The following is a 22,140-nucleotide window of genomic DNA, read 5'->3' as shown; positions in this document are numbered from 1 at the left end:
TCAGTCTCCCTGCACCCGGCCGCGCAGGCGCTTGATTTCGCCGTGCTGCACCTTGCGCTGCACGCGTCGGCGCTGGGATGCGCGCGTGGGCTTGGTGGCGCGGCGGGGCTTGTCCGTGCGCGCCGCCGCGCGCACCATGGAGATCAGGCGCTCGATGGCTTCCGCCCGGTTCTTTTCCTGGCTGCGAAACGATTGCGACTTGATGACGATGACACCGTCCTTGGAAATACGGTGGTCGCTCATGGCGCACAGCGCGTCCTTGATTTCCTCGGGCAGGCTCGAGGCCCGCACGTCGAAGCGCAGGTGCACGGCGCTGGACACCTTATTGACGTTCTGGCCGCCCGCGCCCTGGGCGCGGATCATGGTGAACGCAAGTTCGCGCTCATCCAGGTAGAGGGAATCTTGGACGTGAAACATAGGCCGCAAGTATAGATGGCCCGCGCCAAGTAAAATAATGCGCTTTTGCTCGATTTGTCCGGCGTCCCGCCGCCGGCACCACCATGACTTACTCCGCCAAAGAAATCTTCAAGACGCTGCAGGGCGAAGGCGCCCACGCAGGCCGCGCGGCGGTCTTCTGCCGGTTTGCCGGCTGCAACCTCTGGACCGGACGCGAAAGCGACCGCGCCAGCGCCGCCTGTACCTTCTGCGACACCGACTTCGTCGGCACCGACGGCGAAGGCGGCGGCAAGTTCGCCACGCCGGACCTGCTGGCCGACGCCATCGCCGCAGCCTGGGGCCCCGGCACGGACGACCGATACGTGGTCTTCACCGGCGGCGAGCCGCTGCTGCAGCTGGACGCCCCGCTGCTCACCGCCGTCCACGCGCGCGGCTTCACCATCGCCATCGAAACCAACGGCACCATCAAGCCGCCCGCCGGCATCGACTGGATCTGCGTCAGCCCCAAGGGCACGGCTCCCGTGATCCTGGAACGCGGCGACGAGCTCAAGCTCGTCTACCCGCAAGCCAACGCCCGCCCAGAAGCCTTCGCGCACCTGGATTTCGACCATTTCTTCCTGCAACCCATGGACGGCCCCGCGCGCGCGGCCAACACCGAGCAAGCCGTCCAATACTGTATGCAGCACCCGCAGTGGCGGCTCAGCCTGCAGACCCACAAATACATAGGCATTCCATGATTTACCCTTGCCCCCTGCGGAGCGCGCCATGATTTCCGTGACCCGCAGGCTCGAGTTCGACGCCGGCCACCGCATTCCCGACCACCGCAGCCAATGCCGCAACCTGCATGGCCACCGCTATGTGCTGGAAATCACCCTGACTGGCGATGTGGTGCAGGCGCCGGGCGAGTCCGACAACGGCATGCTGATGGATTTCTCAGAGATCAAGCACATCGCCAAGACCCACATCGTGGACGTCTGGGACCATGCGTTCCTGGTCTATGAGGGCGATGCCGCCGTGCGCGGCTTCCTGGACAGCCTGCCCGACCACAAGACCGTGGTGCTGGACCGCATTCCCACGGCCGAGAACCTCGCTGCCATCGTCTTCGAGACCTTGGCGCCGCACTATCATGGGCACTATGGCGCCGAATTGCGCCTGACCCGTGTACGCCTGTACGAAACGCCCAACTGCTGGGCCGACTGCAACGGCTGAACGCCTGGGCGCGGCCATGCGCGCCGCGCGCCCGTCGCCCGGGGCGACGTTGAAAATCCCGCCCGCCCTGCCGGCTTTCCATGAATGGAAAGCCCGCCCCTATTTTCCCGATTGAGAAAATCCATGGAGATAATCGCCATTTTCAATTATTAGTAAGCTAATAGATAGGATACAATCTATTCCATGAACACGCCCACCGACTCCCAGCTCATGGCCACTACCTCCGCACTGATGGTGCTGTCGCGCGCCTACCGCGGCGCCGCCGACAAGGCCCTGGCCGACTACGGCCTGTCCCAGGCCACCGCCTGGCCCGTCATCCTGGCCGGCCGGCTGGGAGACGGCGTGCGCCAGGGCGCGCTGGCCGAGGCGCTGGGTGTGGAAGGCCCCTCGCTGGTGCGGGTGCTGGACCAGCTGGTCGCCGCCGGCCTGATGGAACGCCGCGAAGATGCGCATGACCGCCGCGCCAAGACCCTGCACCTGACCGACTCCGGCCACGCCTTGCGCGCCAAGGTCGAAGACGTGCTGGTCGATCTGCGCCGCCGCCTGTTCCGGGACGTAAGCGAAGCGGACCTGGAAGCCTGCCTGCGGGTCTTCGACTGCCTGAAAGTGACCCTGGGCCGCGGCGGCGCGGGCACACAGCCACAGGACGAACAAGCGTGAAACTCCCCAACGTCCGCGAAACCGTCTTCTCGCTCAAGAGCTATCTGAGCGCGATCATGGCGCTTTACCTGGCCTACAGCATGGGCTTGCCGCGCCCGTTCTGGGCCATGACCACGGCTTACGTGGTGGCCCAGCCCTGGTCGGGCGCGGTGCGTTCCAAGGCGTTGTACCGCCTGGCAGGCACGTTCTTCGGGTCGGCCGCCACCGTTTACCTGGTGCCGCGGCTGTCCAACTCCCCGGTCGTAATGACCGCCGCCATGGTGCTGTGGGTGGGCGCGTGCCTCTATATGTCGGTGCTGGACCGCACTCCGCGCTCGTACCTGTTCATGCTGGCCGGCTACACCGCCGCAATGATCGGATTCCCCAGCGTGACGGCCCCTTCCCAGGTGTTCGACACCGCGCTTGCGCGCGTCGAGGAAATCACCCTGGGCATCGTCTGCGCCACCCTGATCCACAGCATCGTGCTGCCGCGCGGGCTTGCCCCGGCCCTGACCCTGATGCTGGACAAGGCCGTGCGCGACGCCCGCAACTGGATGCACGACACCCTCAGCGGCAAGACCACAGAGCAGAAAGACCGGGACCGCCGGGTGCTGGCCAACGACATCACTCAGTTGCGCCTGATGTCCACCCACGTGCCCTTCGACACCAGCAACCTGCGCTGGACCTCGGGCGCGGTGCGCGCCATGCAGGACCAGATCGCGGCGCTGACACCCACCGTGTCCGCCGTGGAAGACCGCATGCGCGCCTTGCAGGCCGACGGCCAACCGCTGCCCGAGCCGGTTACGGCTTTGCTGGCCGATATTTCCGAATGGATCAACGCGGGCGCCCAGGCCACGCACGAGACCGCGGTACGCCTGCGCGCCGCGGCGACCCGGCTGACGCCGGCGATCGACAGCCGCTCGGCCTGGCGCGACGTGCTGCTGGCCAGCCTGATGACGCGCTTGCGCGAGCTCATCGACACGTATGACGAATGCCTGGCGCTGCGCCGCGAAATCCGCGCGGGCCTGGCGGGCGCGCCCCTGCGCTCGCCCCGTTCCAACCGTGCCCCCAACGCGGTGCTGCATCGCGATCGGGGTATGGCGCTGCTGTCGGCCCTGGCTGCCGGCGTGGCCATTTCGGTGTGCTGCGCGTTCTGGATCGGCACGGCCTGGAGCAACGGCGCCACCGCCGCGCTCATGGCCGCCATCTTCAGCTGCTTTTTTGCCTCGCAGGACAATCCCGTCCCCGGCATCATGCAGTTCCTGACCTACACGGTGTATTCGATTCCGCTGTCGGCGCTGTATCTGCTGGGCATCATGCCTGCCCTGCATTCGTTCGAGATGCTGGCCCTGGCCATGCTGCCCACGGCCTTCGTGCTGGGTATTTTCATCGCCCGGCCCGCCACGGCCGGCAAGGCCATGGCGATGCTGTTCGGCTTTCTGGGCACCATGGCGCTGCAGGACACCAACACCGCCGACATCGTGTCCTTCATCGACACGCAGGTCGCGCAGTGCATGGGCGTGGCCACGGCGGCCATCATCGCCGCCATCTTCCGCACCGTCAGCGCCGATTGGAGCGCGCGCCGCATCCAGGCCGCCAACTGGAAGGAACTGGCCACGCTGGCCAGTTCGCCGCGCGCGCCGTCTCGCCATACTTACGCCGCCCGCATGCTGGACCGCATTGGCCTGCTGCAGCCGCGCCTGGCCCTGGCCCAACGTCCCGACGACGTGGTCGCCGTCGACGCGCTGAAAGACCTGCGCGTGGGCCGCGACATCACCGAACTGCAGCGCGCGCGGCGCCACTTGCCCATGGCGGAGCCCGCCATCCAGCCCGTGCTGGATGGGTTGGCCAGTTTCTTCCGCGCCCGCTCGGCCTGGCAGGCCGGCGAGAAACCCCCCGAGTTCCTGGCCCAGATAGACCGCGCGCTTGCCAGCGTGGCGTCGACACCCCCGGGCGCCGCTGCCCGCGACCGGGCGGTGGTCGCCCTGGTGGGCATACGCCGCGCCTTCTTCCCCGACGCGCCCGACTACCAACCCGCCCACCCCACCCGAGAAGCATCATGATCGGCGAATTCAATCTCTACGGCGTCTACTTCCCCTGGCTGCTGGTGCTGGGCGTGGTCACCCTGGGCGTGGCCTGGGCAGTGCGCCGCGTGCTGGCCCGCGTCGGGCTGTACCGCCTGGTGTGGCACCCCGCGCTATTCGACCTGGCGCTGTTCGTGGTGCTGCTGTACGGCGTATCCCTCATTTCCCCCTATTTTCTCCAGAGATAAGCATGAAACTCCCCAATGCCCTGCGCCCCGCAGCCATCGGCAAGTTCGCGGTGACCGCCGTCGTCGTCGCCGCGGCCGCCTACGCCGGCTGGCAGCTCTGGGTGCACTATGAAGTCGAACCCTGGACCCGCGATGGCCGCGTCAAGGCCTACGTGGTGCAGGTCGCCCCGGATGTCTCCGGCCTGGTGACCAGTGTGCCGGTGCACGACAACCAGGACGTGAAGGCCGGCGACTTGCTGTTTGAAATCGACCGGGCGCGCTTCCAGCTGGTCTACGACCAGGCACAAGCCTCGGTGCGATCCGCACAAGTGGCGCGCGACCAGGCGGTGCGCGATGCCAAGCGCAACCGTTCGCTGGGCCAGTTGGTGGCCGCCGAGGCGCTGGAACAAAGCCAGACCAAGCTGCAGCAGACCGAAGCCGCGCTGGCCCAGGCCGAAGTGCAGCTCGATACCGCGCGCCTGAACCTGGAACGCAGCCGGGTGTTGGCGGTCAACGACGGCCGCGTCACCAATCTGGACCTGCGCGCCGGCTCCTACGCCACCGCCGGCCGCGGCGTCATGGCGCTGGTGGATTCCGCCTCCTTCTACGTCGAAGGCTATTTCGAGGAAACCAAGCTGCCTGGCATCCATGAGGGCGACCCCGTCACGGTGACGCTGATGGGCGACTCGCACCATATCCGCGGCCATGTGGAGAGCATTGCCATGGGCATCGCCGACCGCGACCGCAGCACCGGCGCCAACCTGCTGCCCAATGTGAATCCCACGTTCAACTGGGTCCGTCTGGCGCAACGCATTCCGGTGCGCGTGAAGATCGACGAGGTGCCGCAAGGCGTGCGCCTGGTCGCCGGCCAGACCGCCACGGTGTCGGTGGATGCCGATCCGGGCCCCGCGGCCGCCAATACGCCGGCCAACGCGCGCCAGCCATCCTGACCGAACGCCCAATTCCTCTTTCCAATCATTTACTTCTTATCGACGCACAGCCGTAATTGCCATGAACACCAGACACCTCCTGCCGCTGATGCTGGCCCTGACGCTAGCCGGATGCACCACCGTGGGCCCTGATTATCAGGTGCCCGCAGGGTCGGTGGCCGAGCGGCAGAGCGCGCAGGCGCCGTTCGCGCAAGCACGCGAGGCCGCGTTCCGGCAGGATGCGGTGCCTGGCCACTGGTGGCGCCTGTATGACGATCCCGTGCTGGATGGCCTGGTGGAAAAGGCCCTGGCCGCCAACACCGACCTGCGCGTGGCCAGCGCCAACCTGGAACGGGCGCAGGCCGCCGTGCGCGAAGCGCAGGCGCAGCAGCAGCCCTCCCTGGGCGTCAACGCCTCGCCCAGCTTCGGCCATGTGTCCGGCCTGCAGGAATTGCAGCCCGGCATCGATCCGCCCAACCGCTGGTCCTATTCCATGGGCGCCAGCGTCTCGTACCAGCTGGACCTGTTCGGCCAGATCCGCCGCGCCGTGGAAGCGGCAAGCGGCGACGAGCAGGCCGCGCAGGCCGCCTACGACGCCACCCGCGTCACGGTGGCCGCCGAGACCGCCCGGGCCTACGCCAATATGTGCGCGGCCGGCATGCAGCTGGCCTCCGCCCAGCATTCGGTGCAGGTGCAGAAGGAGTCCCTGGACGCAGTGGACCGGCTGCAACGTGCCGGCCGGGGCACCACGCTGGACGTGACCCGCGCCCGCAGCCAGCTTGAACAATTGCAGGCCAACCTGCCGCCCTTCCAGGCCCAGCAGCGCACTGCGCTGTACCGCCTGGCGGCGCTGACCGGCCAGACGCCCGGCGAAATTCCGTCCTCGCTGCTGCAATGCGCCCAGGCGCCGCGCCTGACGGAAACCATCCCGGTGGGCGACGGCGCCGAATTGCTGCGCCGCCGTCCGGACATCCGCCAGGCCGAGCGCACGCTGGCCGCGGCCACCGCCCGCATCGGCGTAGCCACGGCGGACCTGTATCCGAAGATCTCGCTGGGTTTGTCGGCCGCTTCGGGGGGGCCGGCCAATATGTTCGGCGACCGCGGCACGTTCAGCTGGAGCGTCGGGCCGCTGATTTCCTGGACGATTCCCAACACCGGCGCGGCGCAGGCCCGCATCGCCGAAGCGCAGGCCAGCACCAAGGCCGCGGCGGCGCGCTTTGACGCCACCGTGCTGAATGCCCTGCGGGAAACGGAAAGCGCCCTGGTGGTCTACGCGCGCCAACTGGACCGCGACGCCGCGTTGCGCGCCGCGCGCGACCAGAGCGCGGAGGCGGCCTCGCAAGCCAGCCGCCTGTTCAAATACGGCAAGACCGACTACCTGACCGTGCTGGATGCCGAACGCACACTGGCCAGCAATGAAAGCGCGCTGGCCGCGTCGCAGGCCGAGCTCAGCAGCGACCAGATCGCGCTGTTCCTGGCGCTGGGCGGCGGCTGGGAAAAATGATCAATGCACCGAGCTGCCGTCCGGCGGCGTTTGATTGAGGCCCAGCGCGGCTTCCCAGCTGCGCAGCGGCACGCAAGTCTGCAGGCGCAGGATGGCGCGCTCGATCAGCGCCGGATGCAGCGCATGCCCCACGTGGCTGGCGATGTCGATGGTCGAATCGCCATGCAGTTCCGTCAGGCGGGCCTGCGCGGCCTGGATATGGTCCACGCTCATGATGGGGTCGGCTGCGCCATGCAGCAGGTGCAGCGTGGTGTACTGGGGCGCGGCCTTGGGCATCTGGGCATAGCGCCCCGAAAACGCGATGACGCGCCCGGCCATGCCGTCGTGCGCCTGCACCAGTTCCAGCGCCATGATGGCGCCCTGCGAAAAGCCCGCCAGCGCCGTGTCCGATTGCAGCAGGCCAAAGCGGGCCTGGGCCTCGCGCACATAGGTTTCCAGGGGAGGAAGGGCCCGCGCCACGCGCTCGGGACGGTTTTCCTCGGTTACGCCACGCACTGAGAACCACTGACGGCCGTCGCCACCGCCGTCGAAGGCTTCGAAACCCTGGGGCACGAGCACTGCCGCGCTGGGAAACGCCGCGCGCACCGCCCGCGCCAAAGGCTCCATGTCATCGGGCGTGCCGCCCACGCCATGCAGCAGGATGAACAGCTGGCGCACGTCGACGCCGGCATCGGGAAGGAATTCGATAGAAGTGGAAGACGCCATGAAACTGCTCCGTGCTGGCTGGGGCCGCCGAACGGCCCCGGAATAGCCGCATTGTAAAATGCGCGCCTTGAAGCAACCTTTGCCGCACCGCCACGGACCGGCTGGCTTGCGCGGCGTTGCTTGGCGGCCAGGCCGCCCGCCCCTGCCCGATTGTCCGCCGCCCCGGCAACCTCCTACCCCAGCAATGCAAACTCCGACGACAGAATCTGGCGCCACGCCTGCCAGCCAGAACCAGCTGCATCGCGTGCTCAAGGCGCGCCACCTCACGATGATAGCGTTAGGCGGAGCCATCGGCACCGGCCTGTTCGTCGCCTCCGGCGCCGCCATCGCGCAAGCAGGCCCGGGCGGCGCGCTGCTCGTCTATCTGGCCATCGGACTGATGGTCTACTTCATCATGACCAGCCTGGGCGAACTGGCCACTTTCATGCCGGTCTCGGGTTCCTTCTGCACCTATGCCTCGCGCTATGTGGACGGGGGCTTCGGTTTCGCGCTGGGCTGGAACTTCTGGGTCAGCTGGGCCACCGTCGTGGCCGTGGACGTCGTGGCCGCGCAGCTCGTCATGGCGTACTGGTTTCCCGACACGCCGGGCTGGATATGGAGCGTGGCCTTCCTGGCCCTGACCTTCGGCCTGAATGCCTTCTCGGCGCGCAGCTTCGGCGAGGCGGAATACTGGTTCGCCATCATCAAGGTGGTTGCCGTGCTGTGCTTCATCGGGGTCGGGCTGGCGATGCTGGCGGGCATCATCCATGGCGGCACGACGGTGGGCCTGGCCAACTGGTCGGTGGGCGACGCCCCCTTCGTAGGCAACGCGGCCACCTGGGTGGGCGTGGCGATGGTGGTGGCCTATTCGTTCCAGGGCACGGAACTGGTGGCGGTCGCCGCCGGCGAATCCGAAAATCCCCGCCGCAACGTTCCGCGTGCGATCAACCATGTGTTCTGGCGCATCCTGCTGTTCTACGTGCTGGCCATCCTGATCATCGGCCTGCTGCTGCCCTATACCGACCCGCAGCTGCTGCGCAACGAGGTGGAAGACATCGCCGTCAGCCCCTTCACGCTGGTGTTCCAACATGCAGGGCTGCTGTCGGCGGCCACCGTCATGAACGCCGTGATCCTGACCTCGGTGCTGTCGGCTGGCAATTCCGGCATGTATGCGGCCACGCGGATGCTGTTCAATATGGCGGCCGAAGGCCAGGCCCCCGCCGTATTCCGGCGCGTCACCCGCCAGGGCGTGCCGCTGTACGCGCTGATAGCCACGGCGTTGCTGGCCTGTCTGTGCCTGTTCAGCCTGGTGTACAGCCCCAAGGCCGTCTACATCTGGTTGTTGAACTTCGCGGGCATGACGGAATTCATCGTGTGGCTGAGCATCGCGGTCAGCCATTACCGTTTCCGCCAGGGCTATGTGAAGCACGGCTACGACACCGCCGACCTGCCCTATAAGGCCGGCCTGTTTCCCTTCGGCCCGCTGCTCGCCTTCGTGCTGTGCCTGCTGGTCACGTTGGGCCAGAACTACCAGGCTTTCCTGCAAGACCGCATCGACTGGATCGGCGTGATTTCCACCTACCTGGCGATTCCTTTGTTCCTGGCTTTGTGGATCGGCCATAGGCTAGTGCGCAAGTCGCACTGGATACGGTACGAGGACATGCGTTTCTACGGTTTGGAATTGGGCCGCGGGGCCGACGCGAAAACGCCCCCGCCTGTTGCTACAGGCTCCAGGGCTTAGGCGTGCTGGCGTTCCCCTTTAAAGGTGACATTAAGTTCACGGTCCCCTAAGACTGTAGCGATGTTCATGCGCTATGTTCATCCCGAAGATGACCCGGCGCCACGCCACCGACACCGGCGCATCCCGCTCAGTGGAGGTAACCGCATGGCAAACAAGTCGCTTTCGGCGGCGAAGAAGCCCACCGTCTTACCCGCCGGGTATGCCGGCCTCCATGGCGGCATCGTGGACCTTCTGGACACTGCGCGCCAAACAGCGGCGCGCAGCGTCAATGCACTGATGACCGCCAGTTACTGGGAGGTGGGACGCCGTCTCGTAGAGGCCGAGCAACGGGGCAAACGGCGTGCGGACTACGGGGTCCAACTGATCGAGCGGCTGGCAAGCGACCTGACCCAGCGGTTTGGCCGTGGGTTCAGCCGCCAGAACTTGCAGCAGATGCGGTCCTTCTTCTTGGGTTGGCCGATTCGCCAGACACTGTCTGGCGAATCCTCGCCGGCGTCGTTACAGGCGCGCCCCGTCCTTGCCCTGAAGCGGCCATGGCAACTCGATGAACTGGCGCAACGTTTCGTGTTGCCTTGGTCGGCCTATGTGCGACTACTGTCGGTAAAAGATGTCGACGCACGTCAATTCTATGAGGCCGAGGCGCTGCGCGGTGGATGGAGCGTGCGTCAGCTCGACCGACAGATCGGGAGCCAGTTCTACGAGCGCACGGTCTTGTCCAAGGACAAGTCGGCGATGTTGGTTAAAGGAGCTGTGTCCCAAGCCGAGGATGCCGTCACGCCAAAGGACGCGATAAAAGACCCATATGTATTGGAGTTCCTTGACCTCAAGGACGAGTATTCGGAGTCCGATCTGGAAGCGGCCTTGGTCCAACGACTGGAAGACTTCCTGCTCGAATTGGGGGAAGGATTTACCTTCGTGGGACGGCAGCGCCGATTGCGTATCGACCAGACTTGGTATCGGGTGGATTTGTTGTTCTTCCATCGCAAATTGCGCTGTCTCGTCATCGTCGACCTGAAGCTTGGCAGCCTGTCTCATGCTGACATCGGTCAGATGCACATGTACTGCAACTATGCCAAGGAACACTGGGCGTACCCGGATGAAAATCCACCTGTTGGTCTGATCCTGTGCGCTGACAAGGGGCATGCCCTGGCGCGATATGCGCTGGATGGCTTGCCGACCAAGGTGATGGCGGCTAACTACCGTATGGTGCTGCCAAATGCCGAACTTCTGCAAAAAGAACTGGAAAGCACACGGCGCCTGCTCGAAGCCCGCAAAGCAATATTCCCTGGTGCGGGAAAAAATAGGGACGACCACAGTTTGATGTCGTGAGGGGTCGGATGCAAAAGGGTCTGGACGGACAGTCCTCGCCGCTATCCCGGAGCCCCGATCACTGTATTTTTATACAGTTATAATGAATCGTCGGCACTCATCTTCGATTCCTTTAGCTTCGGAAACCGGCTCGTCCGCCCGCCATGCAGTCCCCAGAACGTATCCATCCCGCGTTGTGGCGCGCCACTCAGTTGGCCCAAGGCGCCGCCCGCACCCTGCCCACCGGGCATGCTGCGCTTTCCGCCGAGCTGCCGGATGGCGGCTGGCCGCTGGGTTCCCTGAACGAATTACTGGTCCCGCACCCCGGCATCGGTGAAATCCGCCTGTTGCGTCCGGCGCTGGCCCAGCTGGAGACGCGCCGCGCCATCGCGCTGGTGCAGCCGCCGCACGTCCCGCACATCGCCAGCTGGATGAGCTGGCGGCTGGATCCCCGCCAATTGCTCTGGGTGGCGCCGGAAAAGCCCGTGGATGCGCTCTGGGCCGCCGAACAGATCCTGAAGAACGGCAGTTGCGGCGCCCTGATCTGCTGGCTGCCCCACGTGCGCCCCGAATCCCTGCGCCGCCTGCACCTGGCGGCCCAGGCCAGCGACCTGCTGTTCATCGCCGTGCGCCCCAGCAGCGCGGCGCAGAACGCTACCCCCGCTCCCTTGCGGCTGGCGCTCGCGCCGGCCGCGGGCGGCTTGTCCGTGCATATCCTGAAACGCCGCGGGCCCGCCTGCGATACGCCGCTATACGTGGGCCTGGAACCCGGCGCCACCACTCCTGCCTCTCCCCGCCATGCGCCTCTGGATCGCCGCCTTCCTGCGCTGCCTGCCGCTGGACGCACTGCGCCCGCACTGGCCGCTTGAGGGGCAGGCCTACGCGGTCCTGGACCAGGAACGCGTCGCCGCCCTGACTCCCGCCGCCCGCCGGGCTGGCGTCAAGCCGGGCATGCGCCGCGCCGGCGCGGCCGCCATCGCCCCCCAGGTCGAGCTGCTGCCCCGCGAGGTCCAGGCCGAAGCCGAGGCCATGCAGGGCGCGGCGCTGGCCCTGCTGCAATACACGCCCGAAGTCGCCCTGGCGGACGGTGACACCCTGCTGCTGAACGTGGGCGCCAGCCTGATGTTCTTCGGCGGGCCCAAGGCCCTGCACCGCCGCGTGGCCGCGACCCTGCGCGCCCTGGACTTGCGCGTCTCGCTCGGCATGGCGCCCAGCGCCGCCGGCGCCTGGCTGCTGGCGCGCAGCCCCGGCCGGCGCGCCCACCGGCGCACCCTGACGCTGCCCACGCTCACCCGGCGGCTGGACGCCTTGCCCCTGGCCCTGCTGCCGCAGGCGCAGGCCCGCCGCGACTGGCTCGATGACATCGGCTGCCATACCCTGGCGGACCTGCGCGCCCTGCCGCGCGCGGGCCTGCAGCGGCGCAGCACGCCCGAACTGCTCCAGGCCCTGGACGCCGCCTACGGCCAGGCGCCTGAACTCCACCGCTGGATCGAACCGCCGCCTCAGTTTTCACGCCGCATAGAGCTCACGGACTACGTCGAGCACACCGACGCGGTGCTGGCGGTGGCCCGCCGATTGGCCGAACAGTTGGGCGGCTGGCTCAGCGCCCGGCAACTGGCGGTGCGCCGCGTGGTGCTCAGCATGGAACACGAACGCGGCCGCCACGCCCGGCCGCCCACCGAGCTGGAGCTGGCCCTGGCCCAGCCCGTCTGGCAGGCGCCGCAGATCCTGCATCTGTTGCGAGAGAAACTGGCCCGCTACACGCTGGCAGCCCCCGTGATCGGGGTGGCGCTGCTGGCGCCCGACACGGTCGAGCAGCCCGCCGCCAGCACCACCCTGTTCCCCGAGCCTGGCGGCACGCCCGCCGACCATGCCCGGCTGCTGGATCTGCTGGTGGCGCGGCTGGGCCGCGACCAGGTGCGCCATGCCCATCCGGTGCCCGATCATCGTCCCGAGGCCGCCAACGCCTGGGGCGACGCGCTGTCTCCGTCGCCCCGTCCCGCTCCCCTGCCCGCCCTGCTGGACCGGCCCTTCTGGCTGCTGGATGCGCCGCAGCCCTTGAAGCTGTCCGGGCATCGGCCGCAGTACGGCGGCCAGGCGCTGCGGCTGATGCGCGGCCCCGAACGCATCGAAAGCGGCTGGTGGGATCCGGCCCTGACCGTGCGCGATTATTTCGTCGCCGAGGACGCCGCCGGCGCGCGTTATTGGATCTACCGCGAGCGCGACGATGAGCACGCCAGCTGGTTCCTCCATGGGCTCTACGCCTGAAGGCGCATGCGCATGGACGACGATATCTCCGCCCCCCTGGCCCAATTGCTGCCCGGCTACGCCGAATTGCAATGCCAATCCAATTTTTCCTTCCTGCGGGGCGCCTCGCATCCGGAAGAATTGATCGAGCGGGCCGCCGAACTGGGCTACGCGGCGCTCGCCCTCACCGATGAATGCTCGCTGGCGGGCGTGGTCCGCGCCCACGTGGAAGCCAAAGCCCGCAAGCTGCCGCTCATCATCGGCGCCACCTTCCAGCTGCGCGCCGCGCCCGACGCCGCGCCGCTGGGCCTGACGTTGTTGGCGCAGACGCGCGAGGGCTACGGCAATCTGTCAGAACTGATCACCCTGGCCCGCACCCGCGCGCCCAAGGGTGAATACCGCCTCGCGCCCGAAGACTTCACCCATCCGCCGACGGACTGCGCCCATTTGCGCCATCTGCCCGAATGCCTGGCCATCCTGAGTCCCGCCTACGGCACCGATGCCGATCGCATGGCCGAACAAGCGCGCTGGCTCGCGCGCGTTTTCCCCCACCGCGCCTGGGTGGGGCTGACCCTGCTGCACCGCTCCCGCGACGATCTGCACCGCGCCGCGGTCGAACAGGCCGCGCAGGCCGCGGGGCTCCCCATCGTGGCGCTGGGCCAGGTGCAGATGCATTTGCGTTCGCGCAAGCCCTTGCACGACACACTGACCGGCATCCGTACCCGCCAGCCGGTGTCGCAATGCGGCTACGAACTGTCCGGCAACGCCGAACAACACCTGCGCACGCGCATGCGGCTGGCCAACCTCTATCCGCCGGAGGCACTGGCCCAGACCCTGGTGGTGGCGCGCCGCTGCGCATTCAGCCTGGACGAACTGCGCTACGAGTACCCGGACGAAATCATTCCGCGCGGTCACACGCCGGCGACCTATCTGCGCCAGGAGACCCTGGCCGGGGCCGCTCGGCGCTTCCCCGCGGGCACGCCGGACAGCGTGGCCGTACAGATCGAAAAAGAACTGGCCCTGATCGCGGACCTGAACTACGAAGCCTATTTCCTGACGGTCTACGACATCGTCCAGTACGCCCGCGGGGCGGGGATCCTGTGCCAGGGCCGCGGTTCCGCCGCCAACTCCGCGGTCTGCTACTGCCTGGGCATCACCGAGGTGGATCCGGCGCGCGGAAACAGCCTGTTCGAACGTTTCATCAGCAAGGAACGCAACGAACCGCCCGACATCGACGTGGACTTCGAACACCAGCGCCGCGAAGAGGTCATCCAGTACATCTACCGCAAATACGGCCGTGACCGCGCCGCGCTCACCGCCGTGGTCATTTCCTACCGGCCGCGCAGCGTGCTGCGCGATACCGGCAGCGCGTTGGGCGTGGACCTGGGCGTCATCGACGCGGTGGCCCGCGCCCACCAATGGTGGGACGGCAAGAAAGAAATGCTGCGCACCCTGGGGGCCTGTGGCCTGGATCCGGAGTCACAGGTGGCGCGGCAGTGGGCGGCGCTGGCGCAGACGCTGATGGGCTTTCCGCGCCATCTGTCGCAGCACCCGGGCGGCTTCGTGATTTCCCGCGGCAAGCTGTCGCGCTTGGTGCCCATCGAAAACGCTGCCATGGAGGACCGCAGCGTCGTGCAATGGGACAAGGACGACCTGGATGCGCTGGGCCTATTGAAAGTGGACGTCCTGGCGCTGGGCATGCTGTCGGCGCTGCGGCGCACCCTGGAACTGGCGGGCCAGCGTCGCGGACAGCCGTTGCGGTTGCAGGATATTCCGCCGGACGACTCCCCCACTTACGACATGATCTGCGACGCCGACACCATAGGCGTGTTCCAGATCGAATCCCGCGCGCAGATGACCATGCTGCCGCGGCTGCGCCCGCGCGAATACTACGACCTGGTAGTGCAGGTCGCCATCGTGCGCCCCGGCCCCATTCAGGGCGGCATGGTCCATCCCTACCTGCGCCGCCGCCAGGGCAAAGAGCCCGAGACCTATCCCAGCGAAAAAGTGCGCGGCGTGCTCAGCCGCACCATGGGCGTGCCCATCTTCCAGGAACAGGTCATGCAGATCGCCGTGGTGGCCGCCGGCTTCACCCCAGGCGAATCCGACCAGTTGCGCCGTTCCATGGCGGCCTGGAAGCGCAAGGGCGGCGTGGACAAGTACCGCGCCAAACTGGTGGGCGGGCTGCTGGCGCATGGCTACGCGCTGGATTTCGCCGAAGCGCTGTTCCGGCAGATAGAAGGTTTCGGCGAATACGGCTTCCCGGAAAGCCACGCCGCCAGCTTCGCCCTGCTGGCTTATGCCAGTTCATGGCTCAAGCGGCACGAACCGGAAGCCTTCCTGGCCGCCTTGCTCAACTCCCAACCCATGGGCTTCTACGCGCCCGCCCAACTGGTGCAGGACGCCCGCCGTCATGGCGTCTGTGTGCTGCCGCCCGACGTGACCGTCAGCGGCTGGGACTCCGCCCTCGAGACCCTGCCCCAGGACCACCCCGGCGCCCGCCGGGTTTCGCACCCGCACGCGCCGTCAGTAGAGGGTTCCCGGCCCGCCGTCAGGTTGGGGCTGAGCCTGATCCAGGGCATGCGCGAGGACACGGCGCGGCGCATCGAGGACGCGCGCGCTGCCGCGCCCTTTGCCGACACGGGCGACCTTGCCCGCCGCGCCGCGCTCTCCCGGCATGACCTCAATGCCCTGGCCGCCGGCGACGCCTTGCGCACCCTGGCGGGCCACCGCCGACAGGCCAGCTGGGAAGCCGCGGCCAGCGTGCAAAGCCGCGATCTGCTGCGCGACGCCGCCATCCACGAAACCCAGGCGCCACAATTGTCCGCGCCCTCCGAGGGCCAGACCGTGGCGGCCGACTACCGCAGCGTGGGACTGACCTTGCACAGCCACCCCGTGGCGCTGCTGCGCCACCAACTGGCGGCACGCAATTTCCAGCCCGCCTCGGTGCTGAACGGCTACCCCGACAAGCGCGTGGCGCGCGCCTGCGGCATCGTCACCGTGCGCCAACGCCCGCAGACCTCCAAGGGCGTGATCTTCGTCACGCTGGAAGATGAAACCGGTCCCGTCAACGTGGTGGTGCGTCCGGAACTCATCGAACGCCAGCGCCGCGAATTGCTGGGGGCCACGCTGCTGGGTGTCTATGGATCCTGGCAAAGCGTCGATGGCGTACGCCACCTGATCGCGCAGCGTCTGGTGGATTTGTCCGAGCTGCTGGGCGGGTTGAACACCCAGAGCCGCAATTTTCATTGAAGCCCCCGGGGCACCGCTCAATCGCCGAATAGCGTGGCCTGGTCCAGCGCCTGCGCCATGGCCTCGTAGCCGGCATCGTTGGGATGCAGATGGTCGCCTGAGTCGTAGGCGGGCAGCAGGCGGGTCGGACGCGCCGGATCACGCAGTACCGCGTCAAAGTCGATCACGGCGTCGAACACACCGCTTTCGCGGATCCAGCGGTTCACCTCCCGCCGCACGGCATCCTTCGCCGGGCTGTAATGGCCCGACAGCGGCGTGCCATGCAGCGACCCCTCATACGGCGCAATGGTGCCGCCCACAATGCGCACGCCGCGGACGCGGGCCGCCTCCGCCAGCTGCCGGTAGCCCTCGGTCAATCTTGCCGCCGTCATGGGCGCTTCCGCCGGCGCAAATCCGCTGTCCGGCCAACCGATGTCATTGATGCCCATCATCATCACCACCGTGCGCGCACCGGGCTGCGACAGCACGTCCGCATCGAAACGGGCCATCGCGTTCACGCCCATCTTGTCGCCCCAGACTCGCGCCCCCGAAATGCCCGCATTCACCACGCCTATGCCTTGCGGCGCCAGGCGGCGAGCAAGAAAATCCGGCCAGCGGCGATTCGCCCCTGGGGTCGAACCGTTACCGTCGGTCAGGGAATCGCCAAACGCCACCACCACCGGCGCGCGCGACGGGCTCTCCACCCAGATCCCGGCAAGGAAAGCCCGGCCTTGCAGCGCCTGCGCATCGGGCAGCTCCGCCGCCGCCGTGGCATCGCCCCGGACCAGGGCGCCGGTCTGCTGCGCGCCCCAGTGGAAAGTCGTCACCGGCGTGGCCCGCGGAAAGTAAAGGCTGACAGCCAGCTCGGCCAGTGCGGAGACCGGCAGGTCCACGGGATCGCTGACCGCCTGCGCTCCCGGCGCCACCGTCACGCCAGGCCGTCCGCCAAAGGCCAGCCCACGGCTGGACGCCGGGCGGATCTTCGAGCCGCCCGCGCCCAGGGCCACGCTGCCCGCGCCGATCTCCAGAGGCTGTGTGCCGTAGCGGTTGGATACCACCACCCGCATGCGGGGTCCGCCCATGCTGAGCATGAGCGTCTGGCGCAAGGTTTGGCCACGCAACTCGGCCGGCATCTCCGTGGGCAGCACGAACGAATCCTCCCACAAGGGTTGCGGGCTGGCGAACCAGGAGCCGATCCAGCCGGCATATGCAGCATCGGACGGCTTGCCAGGCAGCACCGGGGATTGGGACTGCGCTGCGGCGCCAGCGGACGGGGCCAGGACCGCAAGGCCTGCGGCGAAGGCGGCGGCCGAAGCCAGGGAATAGAGATTGAAGCGATTCATGGCGACTCCAGAAAAAAGGGAAAGTGACGCCACGATAGATTCTTCCTAATTCGGCAGGTAGAGCCCTAAAATGCATGCCACTTCTTCCAAACAGGAATGACCATGGATACCCTGCGCGCCATGCGGGCCTTTGTCCGCGCCGTGGATCTGGGAACCTTGTCGGCCGCCGCGCGCGAACAAGCCCTGAGCCAACCCGCGCTGAGCAAGATCGTCGCCGCGCTGGAAAAGGAGCTGAACGTGCGGCTGCTGGAACGCAGCACGACGCGCGTCGTGCCCACCGAACAAGGCAAACGCTTCTACGAACGCGCCACCCGGGTGCTGGAGGAATACTCGGAAGCCGTCGCCGATGCCCGCGGCCAGACCGAAAAGCCCGCCGGTTTCCTGCGCATCAACGCGCCCGTGGCGCTGGGCCAGTTCCGGTTGAACGCAATGGTCCGGGATTTCCTGGACGACTATCCCGACACATCCAGGTCGAACTGATCCTGAACGACCGCTACGTGGACCTGGTGGAAGAAGGCGTGGACGTGGCGCTGCGCCTGGGCGGCAACCTGCCTCCCAATGCCATCGCGCGCAAGGCGGCCATGTCGCCCCGCTACCTGGTCGCCGCCCCCTCCTACCTGGCCAGGCGCGGCAAGCCTCGCATCCCGCCGGACCTGGCGGCCCACGAATACGTGCGCTTTGCCTGGCTGGCCTCGGGCGACACGCTGGAACTGCACCAGGGCGCAACGCTGGCCACGGTCCAGACGCAGGGGCGCTTTCGCGTCAACAATGCCCTGGCCATCCGCGAAAGCCTGGCCATGGGCGCCGGCATCGGGCTGTGCCCCGCATGGCTGGTGCAGGACCTGCTCGCCAGTGGCGAACTGCTGCGCGTCCTGCCCAAATGGAGCGCCACGCCGCAAGAGGCGTTTCTCGTCTACCCGTCGCGCCGCTACCAGCCGTTGCGGGCGCGCCTGCTGATCGACTTCCTGGCGGACCGGCTGGGCCAGTTGCCCGGCATGCAACCTTCTCAGCCGCAGACGGCGCGCACCAGATTCCGATAGACGTCGCGTGCGCCCTCCAGTTGCTCCAGGGCGATGGATTCATCGATCGTATGGGCATCCTCTTCGTTGCCCGGCCCCAATCCTATCGTCGGAATGCCGCGGCGCCCGGCGGACTCCGAGCCATTGGTGCAGAACGCCCAACTGCCCACCTTCGGTTCCCTGCCGCTGGCAGCCACCGCCGCGCTTGCTGCCTGCAGCAGCTCCGCCTCCGTGTCGCAGCGCCAACCGGGCAGCCAGCGCGCGGGCGTGGCGTGCTGCCCGGTATAGGTGGCCACCGGGTCCTCGCTGACTTGCAAGGTGAAATCGGACAGGCCGTGGCTGGCCAGATGCGCGCGGATCTGCGCGAGCACGTCCTCCAGGCGTTCGCCCGACACCGTGCGCCTGTCAAAGCGTATCGTCGTCGAGATCGGGATCATGGAAATCGACGGATAAGGATGCGACACGATGTCCGTCGGCACCAGCAACGCCTTGCCCAGCACCTCGTCGCTCGGCAACGGCAGGCTCTCCAGCGCGCTCAGTGCGCGAGCCGCCGCGTGCAAGGGATTGACGCCGATGTGCGGCGTCGCGGCATGCGCCGGCTTGCCGTGAAAGGTCAGCAGCAGCTCCACCCGCCCCTTCTGGCCGGCCTTGATCTGGAGTTTCGACGGTTCGCAGATCACCACCGCCTGCGGCGAGCAAACGTCCAGCACCGATGCCAGCGCATGTCCTTCGATGACTTCCTCCAGCACGCTGGCCGACACGGCTACGCGGCGCTTCAAACCATCCCGCGCAGCTTCCGCCACGCCGCAAATCGCCGCGGCGATGCCGCCCTTCATGTCGGTGCTGCCGCGACCGTACAGCCGCCCATCCCGGATCTCGGCGCCGAACGGGTCGAAACGCCAATCGCCCGCCACCGGCACCACGTCCATGTGCCCATCGAACAGCAACGCCACGTCCGCATCCGCAGGGCCGATCAAGCCCAGCACCGAACCATTGCCATCCGTCGTGACCGAGCTGAAGCCTGCTTCGCGCATGGTGGCGGCCATAAGCGCCGCCATCTCGCCTTCCTTGCCGGAAAGGCTGGGTATCCGCACCATTGCCTGCGTCAACGCAACTACGTCCAGAGTCATCATCATTCCTGTCTGAGAGTGGCGGGCGCGGCGCGCCCGCCGATGGATGGAAGGCGGCGCCTACCGGTTGACCAGGCCCTTCGGCACACGGTAGACCAGCACAGCCCCGATCAGCGTGAAGCTGGCAAGGAAATACATGCCCCAATCGGTCGAGCCCGTCAGGTCCTTGATCCAGCCGATGGCGTAGGGGCTGACAAAGGCCGCCAACCCGGCAAAGGAATTGATCCCGGCTATGCCCGCCGCCGCGCTCTTGCCCTCCAGGAACGCGGTAGGCAGGCTCCAGAACAAGGGCGAACACACCATGCAACCGGCGGCTGCCACCGACAGCATGGCCACGGCCAGCATCGGGTTATGGCTGAACAAGGTGCTGAGCGCCAGGCCCGTCCCGCCCACCAGGAAAGGCACGATCATGTGCCAGCGGCGCTCCCGCGTGGCGTCCGAATGGCGGCACACCAGGACCATCGAGATCACCGCGCATACGTTCGGCACCGCCGTCAGCAGACCGATATCCAGCAGAGACACCACACCGGTGGAGCGGATGACCGATGGAATCCAGAACGCCAACCCCGACAGGCTGGACACCGTGCAGTAGCAGATCAGCGCCATATGGACGACGCGCCGGTCCTTCAGCAACGTCAGCATCGACACATGTTCGGTCTTTGCGGTCTTCTCGCGCAGCAGGTTCTGGCCCAGCCGGGACTTCTCCGCCGGCGACAGCCAGCGCGCATCGTCGATGCGGTCATCCAGATACCAGAACACCGCAAGGCCCAGCAGCACGGAAGGGATCGCCTCGATGATGAACATCCACTGCCAGCCGGCCATGCCATGCGTGTCATGGAAGGCCTCCATCACCCACCCCGATAGCGGCCCGCCCAGGATGCCGGCGAACGGCACCGCCGTCATGAACACGGCCACGATCTGGCCGCGCCGGTTCGACGGAAACCAATAGGTCAGGTACAGGATGATGCCGGGATAAAACCCGGCCTCGGCCGCCCCCAGCAGGAAACGCAGGATGTAGAACTGGGTGGGCGTCTGCGTCAGGGCCATCGCGGCCGAGATGATGCCCCACAGGATCATGATGCGCGCCAAGGTCTTCTTCGCGCCGATGCGATGCATCAGCACATTGCTCGGCACCTCGAACAGAAAGTAGCCGATGAAGAAAATGCCCGCGCCCAGGCCGTACACCGTTTCGCTGAACTTCAGATCGTCCAGCATCTGCAGTTTGGCAAAACCGACGTTCACGCGGTCCAGGAAGGCCGCGATGTAGCACACCATCAGGAATGGCAGCAGACGCCACGCCACTTTCCGATACAGCGCATCATCCCGCGCCGCCAGGGGATCCTTGTCCGCGGCAACCGGGGGAGCCGCAATACTCTCGACTGACTGGTCCATATTTTCACCTTGGGGTCTGTTTTTTTAGGCCGCACGCTCCCCTGCAAGCGCTCGGGGCGCCCGCATGCTGTTTTTTATGGGAAGGAAACGTCCGGACCGGTTATGCGGCCGGCCTGCCGGCCAGCCGCGCTGGTCGCGCCGCAGGTCAGGCGGTTATCGCCACCTCCGGCGCGGGTTCCACCGCACCTCTGCGTTCCGTGATCAAGCCGTAGGCTTCGGGACGCCGGTGCCGCTCGAAATTGAAAGTAGTGCTCTTGTACGACAGGCAGAGGTCCAGGTCGCAGCGCGCGATCGCCAGCTCATCGCCCTTGGTCGAGCAGGCGGCCACGATCTCGCCCGACGGCGCGATGATGCAACTGCCGCCGATCATCTCGCAGCCCTCTTCCTTGCCGGCCTTGGCCACCCCCACCACCCAGGTGCCGTTCTGATAGGCCCCGGCCTGCATCACCAGATGGTTGTGGAACATGGACAAGTCGTCATGCTCGGGCGCCGGCGGATTGTGCACGGGGGTGTTGTAGCCCAACAGGATCATCTCCGCGCCTTGCAGGCCCATGACGCGATAGGTCTCGGACCAGCGGCGGTCGTTGCACAGGGCCATGCCCATCACCCCGCCAAAGCCGCGCCAGACATCGAACGATTCTCCCGGCTCGAAGTAGTGCTTCTCCAGATGCTGGAATGCGCGCCATGGTTCGTGCTCGGCATGCCCAGGCAAATGCACTTTGCGGTACTTGCCGATGATCTCCCCGTTCTGGCCCACCAGGATGGATGTATTGAAGCGGCGCTTGACGCCATGCTCGATCGCCAGCTCCGCATAGCCCAGGTAAAAGCCTATGCCCAGCTTGCGCGCGGTCTCGAACAGCACCCGGGTCTGCGGACCGGGCATCTCGCTTTCGTAGAAGGCGTCGATTTCGGCGGGATCTTCCATGTACCAGCGCGGAAAAAACGTCGTCAGCGCCAGCTCCGGAAACACCACCAGCTGGCAGCCCATGGCATGGGCCTGGCGCAGATGCGCGAGCAAGCGCTCCACGACGTCGCGGCGCGTGTCGCTGCGCTGGATCGGCCCAAGCTGCGCGGCCGCGACATTGATGATGCGTGACATATTCAGTCTCCTACGGGT

The 22,140-nt window shown here is 67.0% G+C and carries 18 protein-coding genes and 1 pseudogene; 13 read left to right on the top strand and 6 right to left on the bottom strand.

Going from position 1 to position 22,140, the window contains the following annotated elements; genetic code table 11:
• Nucleotides 1–417, bottom strand: a complete 417-nt coding sequence (gene arfB / locus CEY08_RS10460) for an alternative ribosome rescue aminoacyl-tRNA hydrolase ArfB (protein ID WP_076813801.1) — start codon at nt 415–417, stop codon at nt 1–3.
• Nucleotides 418–500: 83 nt separating this feature from the next.
• Between arfB and queE the strand changes: the two genes are divergently transcribed.
• The 7 genes from queE to CEY08_RS10425 all read left to right on the top strand — a co-directional run bounded on the left by queE (nt 501) and on the right by CEY08_RS10425 (nt 6,928).
• The gene (gene queE / locus CEY08_RS10455; protein WP_042793795.1) at nt 501–1,133 is read left to right on the top strand and encodes a 7-carboxy-7-deazaguanine synthase; all 633 of its coding nucleotides are present in this window, start codon (nt 501–503) and stop codon (nt 1,131–1,133) included.
• 28 nt (nt 1,134–1,161) lie between these two features.
• Entirely contained in the window at nt 1,162–1,605 is a 444-nt protein-coding gene (gene queD / locus CEY08_RS10450) for a 6-carboxytetrahydropterin synthase QueD (protein ID WP_042793796.1), read from the top strand.
• A 183-nt stretch (nt 1,606–1,788) separates the two neighbouring features.
• Nucleotides 1,789–2,265: a MarR family winged helix-turn-helix transcriptional regulator gene (locus CEY08_RS10445; protein ID WP_042793797.1), complete on the top strand. Its 477-nt coding sequence runs from the start codon at nt 1,789–1,791 to the stop codon at nt 2,263–2,265.
• Nucleotides 2,262–4,307, top strand: a complete 2,046-nt coding sequence (locus tag CEY08_RS10440; protein WP_076813804.1) for an FUSC family protein — start codon at nt 2,262–2,264, stop codon at nt 4,305–4,307. The genes CEY08_RS10445 and CEY08_RS10440 overlap by 4 nt, the downstream gene beginning before the upstream one ends.
• Nucleotides 4,304–4,516 carry a DUF1656 domain-containing protein gene (locus CEY08_RS10435; protein WP_042793799.1) on the top strand — a complete coding sequence of 71 codons (213 nt, stop codon included), beginning with the start codon at nt 4,304–4,306 and terminating at the stop codon, nt 4,514–4,516. The genes CEY08_RS10440 and CEY08_RS10435 overlap by 4 nt, the downstream gene beginning before the upstream one ends.
• A 2-nt stretch (nt 4,517–4,518) precedes the next feature.
• Nucleotides 4,519–5,445, top strand: a complete 927-nt coding sequence (locus CEY08_RS10430; protein ID WP_076813806.1) for an efflux RND transporter periplasmic adaptor subunit — start codon at nt 4,519–4,521, stop codon at nt 5,443–5,445.
• Between the two features lie 61 nt (nt 5,446–5,506).
• Nucleotides 5,507–6,928: an efflux transporter outer membrane subunit gene (locus CEY08_RS10425; RefSeq protein ID WP_088607661.1), complete on the top strand. Its 1,422-nt coding sequence runs from the start codon at nt 5,507–5,509 to the stop codon at nt 6,926–6,928.
• Here the strand turns inward: CEY08_RS10425 and ypfH are convergent, their stop codons facing one another.
• Complete coding sequence (gene ypfH / locus CEY08_RS10420; protein ID WP_042793801.1) at nt 6,929–7,633, bottom strand: esterase; 705 nt, start codon at nt 7,631–7,633, stop codon at nt 6,929–6,931.
• Nucleotides 7,634–7,817: 184 nt separating this feature from the next.
• On the opposite strand from ypfH, the gene CEY08_RS10415 reads away from it, so the two are divergent.
• The 5 genes from CEY08_RS10415 (at nt 7,818) to CEY08_RS10395 (ending at nt 16,160) form a co-directional block, all read left to right on the top strand.
• A complete protein-coding gene (locus CEY08_RS10415; protein WP_076813809.1) occupies nt 7,818–9,353 on the top strand; it encodes an amino acid permease in 1,536 nt (511 codons plus the stop codon).
• A 144-nt stretch (nt 9,354–9,497) separates the two neighbouring features.
• Nucleotides 9,498–10,682, top strand: a complete 1,185-nt coding sequence (locus CEY08_RS10410; RefSeq protein WP_076813811.1) for a PDDEXK nuclease domain-containing protein — start codon at nt 9,498–9,500, stop codon at nt 10,680–10,682.
• Between the two features lie 143 nt (nt 10,683–10,825).
• Nucleotides 10,826–11,530, top strand: a complete 705-nt coding sequence (gene imuA / locus CEY08_RS10405; protein WP_042793803.1) for a translesion DNA synthesis-associated protein ImuA — start codon at nt 10,826–10,828, stop codon at nt 11,528–11,530.
• Complete coding sequence (locus CEY08_RS10400; protein ID WP_076813813.1) at nt 11,460–12,929, top strand: Y-family DNA polymerase; 1,470 nt, start codon at nt 11,460–11,462, stop codon at nt 12,927–12,929. The genes imuA and CEY08_RS10400 overlap by 71 nt, the downstream gene beginning before the upstream one ends.
• A 6-nt stretch (nt 12,930–12,935) precedes the next feature.
• Nucleotides 12,936–16,160 carry an error-prone DNA polymerase gene (locus CEY08_RS10395; protein WP_076813817.1) on the top strand — a complete coding sequence of 1,075 codons (3,225 nt, stop codon included), beginning with the start codon at nt 12,936–12,938 and terminating at the stop codon, nt 16,158–16,160.
• Nucleotides 16,161–16,177: 17 nt separating this feature from the next.
• Here the strand turns inward: CEY08_RS10395 and CEY08_RS10390 are convergent, their stop codons facing one another.
• Nucleotides 16,178–17,482, bottom strand: coding sequence for an SGNH/GDSL hydrolase family protein (locus tag CEY08_RS10390; protein ID WP_076813818.1), 1,305 nt, complete (start codon nt 17,480–17,482; stop codon nt 16,178–16,180).
• 102 nt (nt 17,483–17,584) lie between these two features.
• Here CEY08_RS10390 and CEY08_RS10385 point away from each other — a divergent pair.
• Nucleotides 17,585–18,522: pseudogene (locus CEY08_RS10385) on the top strand (LysR family transcriptional regulator).
• Here CEY08_RS10385 and CEY08_RS10380 read toward each other — a convergent pair.
• The 3 genes from CEY08_RS10380 to CEY08_RS10370 all read right to left on the bottom strand — a co-directional run bounded on the left by CEY08_RS10380 (nt 18,489) and on the right by CEY08_RS10370 (nt 22,122).
• Nucleotides 18,489–19,631: a YgeY family selenium metabolism-linked hydrolase gene (locus tag CEY08_RS10380; protein ID WP_082900637.1), complete on the bottom strand. Its 1,143-nt coding sequence runs from the start codon at nt 19,629–19,631 to the stop codon at nt 18,489–18,491. The pseudogene CEY08_RS10385 and the gene CEY08_RS10380 sit on opposite strands and share 34 nt — an antisense overlap.
• A 60-nt stretch (nt 19,632–19,691) precedes the next feature.
• Nucleotides 19,692–21,023 (bottom strand): MFS transporter, encoded by a 1,332-nt coding sequence (locus tag CEY08_RS10375; RefSeq protein ID WP_063962416.1) that lies wholly within the window; start codon nt 21,021–21,023, stop codon nt 19,692–19,694.
• 145 nt (nt 21,024–21,168) lie between these two features.
• The gene (locus CEY08_RS10370; RefSeq protein ID WP_076813821.1) at nt 21,169–22,122 is read right to left on the bottom strand and encodes an N-carbamoyl-D-amino-acid hydrolase; all 954 of its coding nucleotides are present in this window, start codon (nt 22,120–22,122) and stop codon (nt 21,169–21,171) included.
• Between the last annotated feature and the right edge of the window lie 18 nt (nt 22,123–22,140).

It is taken from the genome of Achromobacter insolitus, assembly GCF_002209555.1.
Classification (GTDB): domain Bacteria; phylum Pseudomonadota; class Gammaproteobacteria; order Burkholderiales; family Burkholderiaceae_B; genus Achromobacter; species Achromobacter insolitus.
This window is presented reverse-complemented; position numbering and strand designations above follow the sequence as displayed.

Excerpts from the sequence above, each read along its gene's own strand:
- CEY08_RS10380 (WP_082900637.1), bottom strand. The coding sequence starts at position 19,631 with ATGACTCTGGACGTAGTTGCGTTGACGCAGGCAATGGTGCGGATACCC.
- CEY08_RS10400 (WP_076813813.1), top strand. The coding sequence starts at position 11,460 with ATGCGCCTCTGGATCGCCGCCTTCCTGCGCTGCCTGCCGCTGGACGCA.
- CEY08_RS10415 (WP_076813809.1), top strand. The coding sequence starts at position 7,818 with ATGCAAACTCCGACGACAGAATCTGGCGCCACGCCTGCCAGCCAGAAC.
- CEY08_RS10395 (WP_076813817.1), top strand. The coding sequence starts at position 12,936 with ATGCGCATGGACGACGATATCTCCGCCCCCCTGGCCCAATTGCTGCCC.
- queD (WP_042793796.1), top strand. The coding sequence starts at position 1,162 with ATGATTTCCGTGACCCGCAGGCTCGAGTTCGACGCCGGCCACCGCATT.
- CEY08_RS10435 (WP_042793799.1), top strand. The coding sequence starts at position 4,304 with ATGATCGGCGAATTCAATCTCTACGGCGTCTACTTCCCCTGGCTGCTG.
- CEY08_RS10410 (WP_076813811.1), top strand. The coding sequence starts at position 9,498 with ATGGCAAACAAGTCGCTTTCGGCGGCGAAGAAGCCCACCGTCTTACCC.
- CEY08_RS10425 (WP_088607661.1), top strand. The coding sequence starts at position 5,507 with ATGAACACCAGACACCTCCTGCCGCTGATGCTGGCCCTGACGCTAGCC.
- ypfH (WP_042793801.1), bottom strand. The coding sequence starts at position 7,633 with ATGGCGTCTTCCACTTCTATCGAATTCCTTCCCGATGCCGGCGTCGAC.
- CEY08_RS10375 (WP_063962416.1), bottom strand. The coding sequence starts at position 21,023 with ATGGACCAGTCAGTCGAGAGTATTGCGGCTCCCCCGGTTGCCGCGGAC.
- queE (WP_042793795.1), top strand. The coding sequence starts at position 501 with ATGACTTACTCCGCCAAAGAAATCTTCAAGACGCTGCAGGGCGAAGGC.
- imuA (WP_042793803.1), top strand. The coding sequence starts at position 10,826 with ATGCAGTCCCCAGAACGTATCCATCCCGCGTTGTGGCGCGCCACTCAG.
- CEY08_RS10445 (WP_042793797.1), top strand. The coding sequence starts at position 1,789 with ATGAACACGCCCACCGACTCCCAGCTCATGGCCACTACCTCCGCACTG.
- CEY08_RS10430 (WP_076813806.1), top strand. The coding sequence starts at position 4,519 with ATGAAACTCCCCAATGCCCTGCGCCCCGCAGCCATCGGCAAGTTCGCG.
- CEY08_RS10390 (WP_076813818.1), bottom strand. The coding sequence starts at position 17,482 with ATGAATCGCTTCAATCTCTATTCCCTGGCTTCGGCCGCCGCCTTCGCC.
- arfB (WP_076813801.1), bottom strand. The coding sequence starts at position 417 with ATGTTTCACGTCCAAGATTCCCTCTACCTGGATGAGCGCGAACTTGCG.
- CEY08_RS10370 (WP_076813821.1), bottom strand. The coding sequence starts at position 22,122 with ATGTCACGCATCATCAATGTCGCGGCCGCGCAGCTTGGGCCGATCCAG.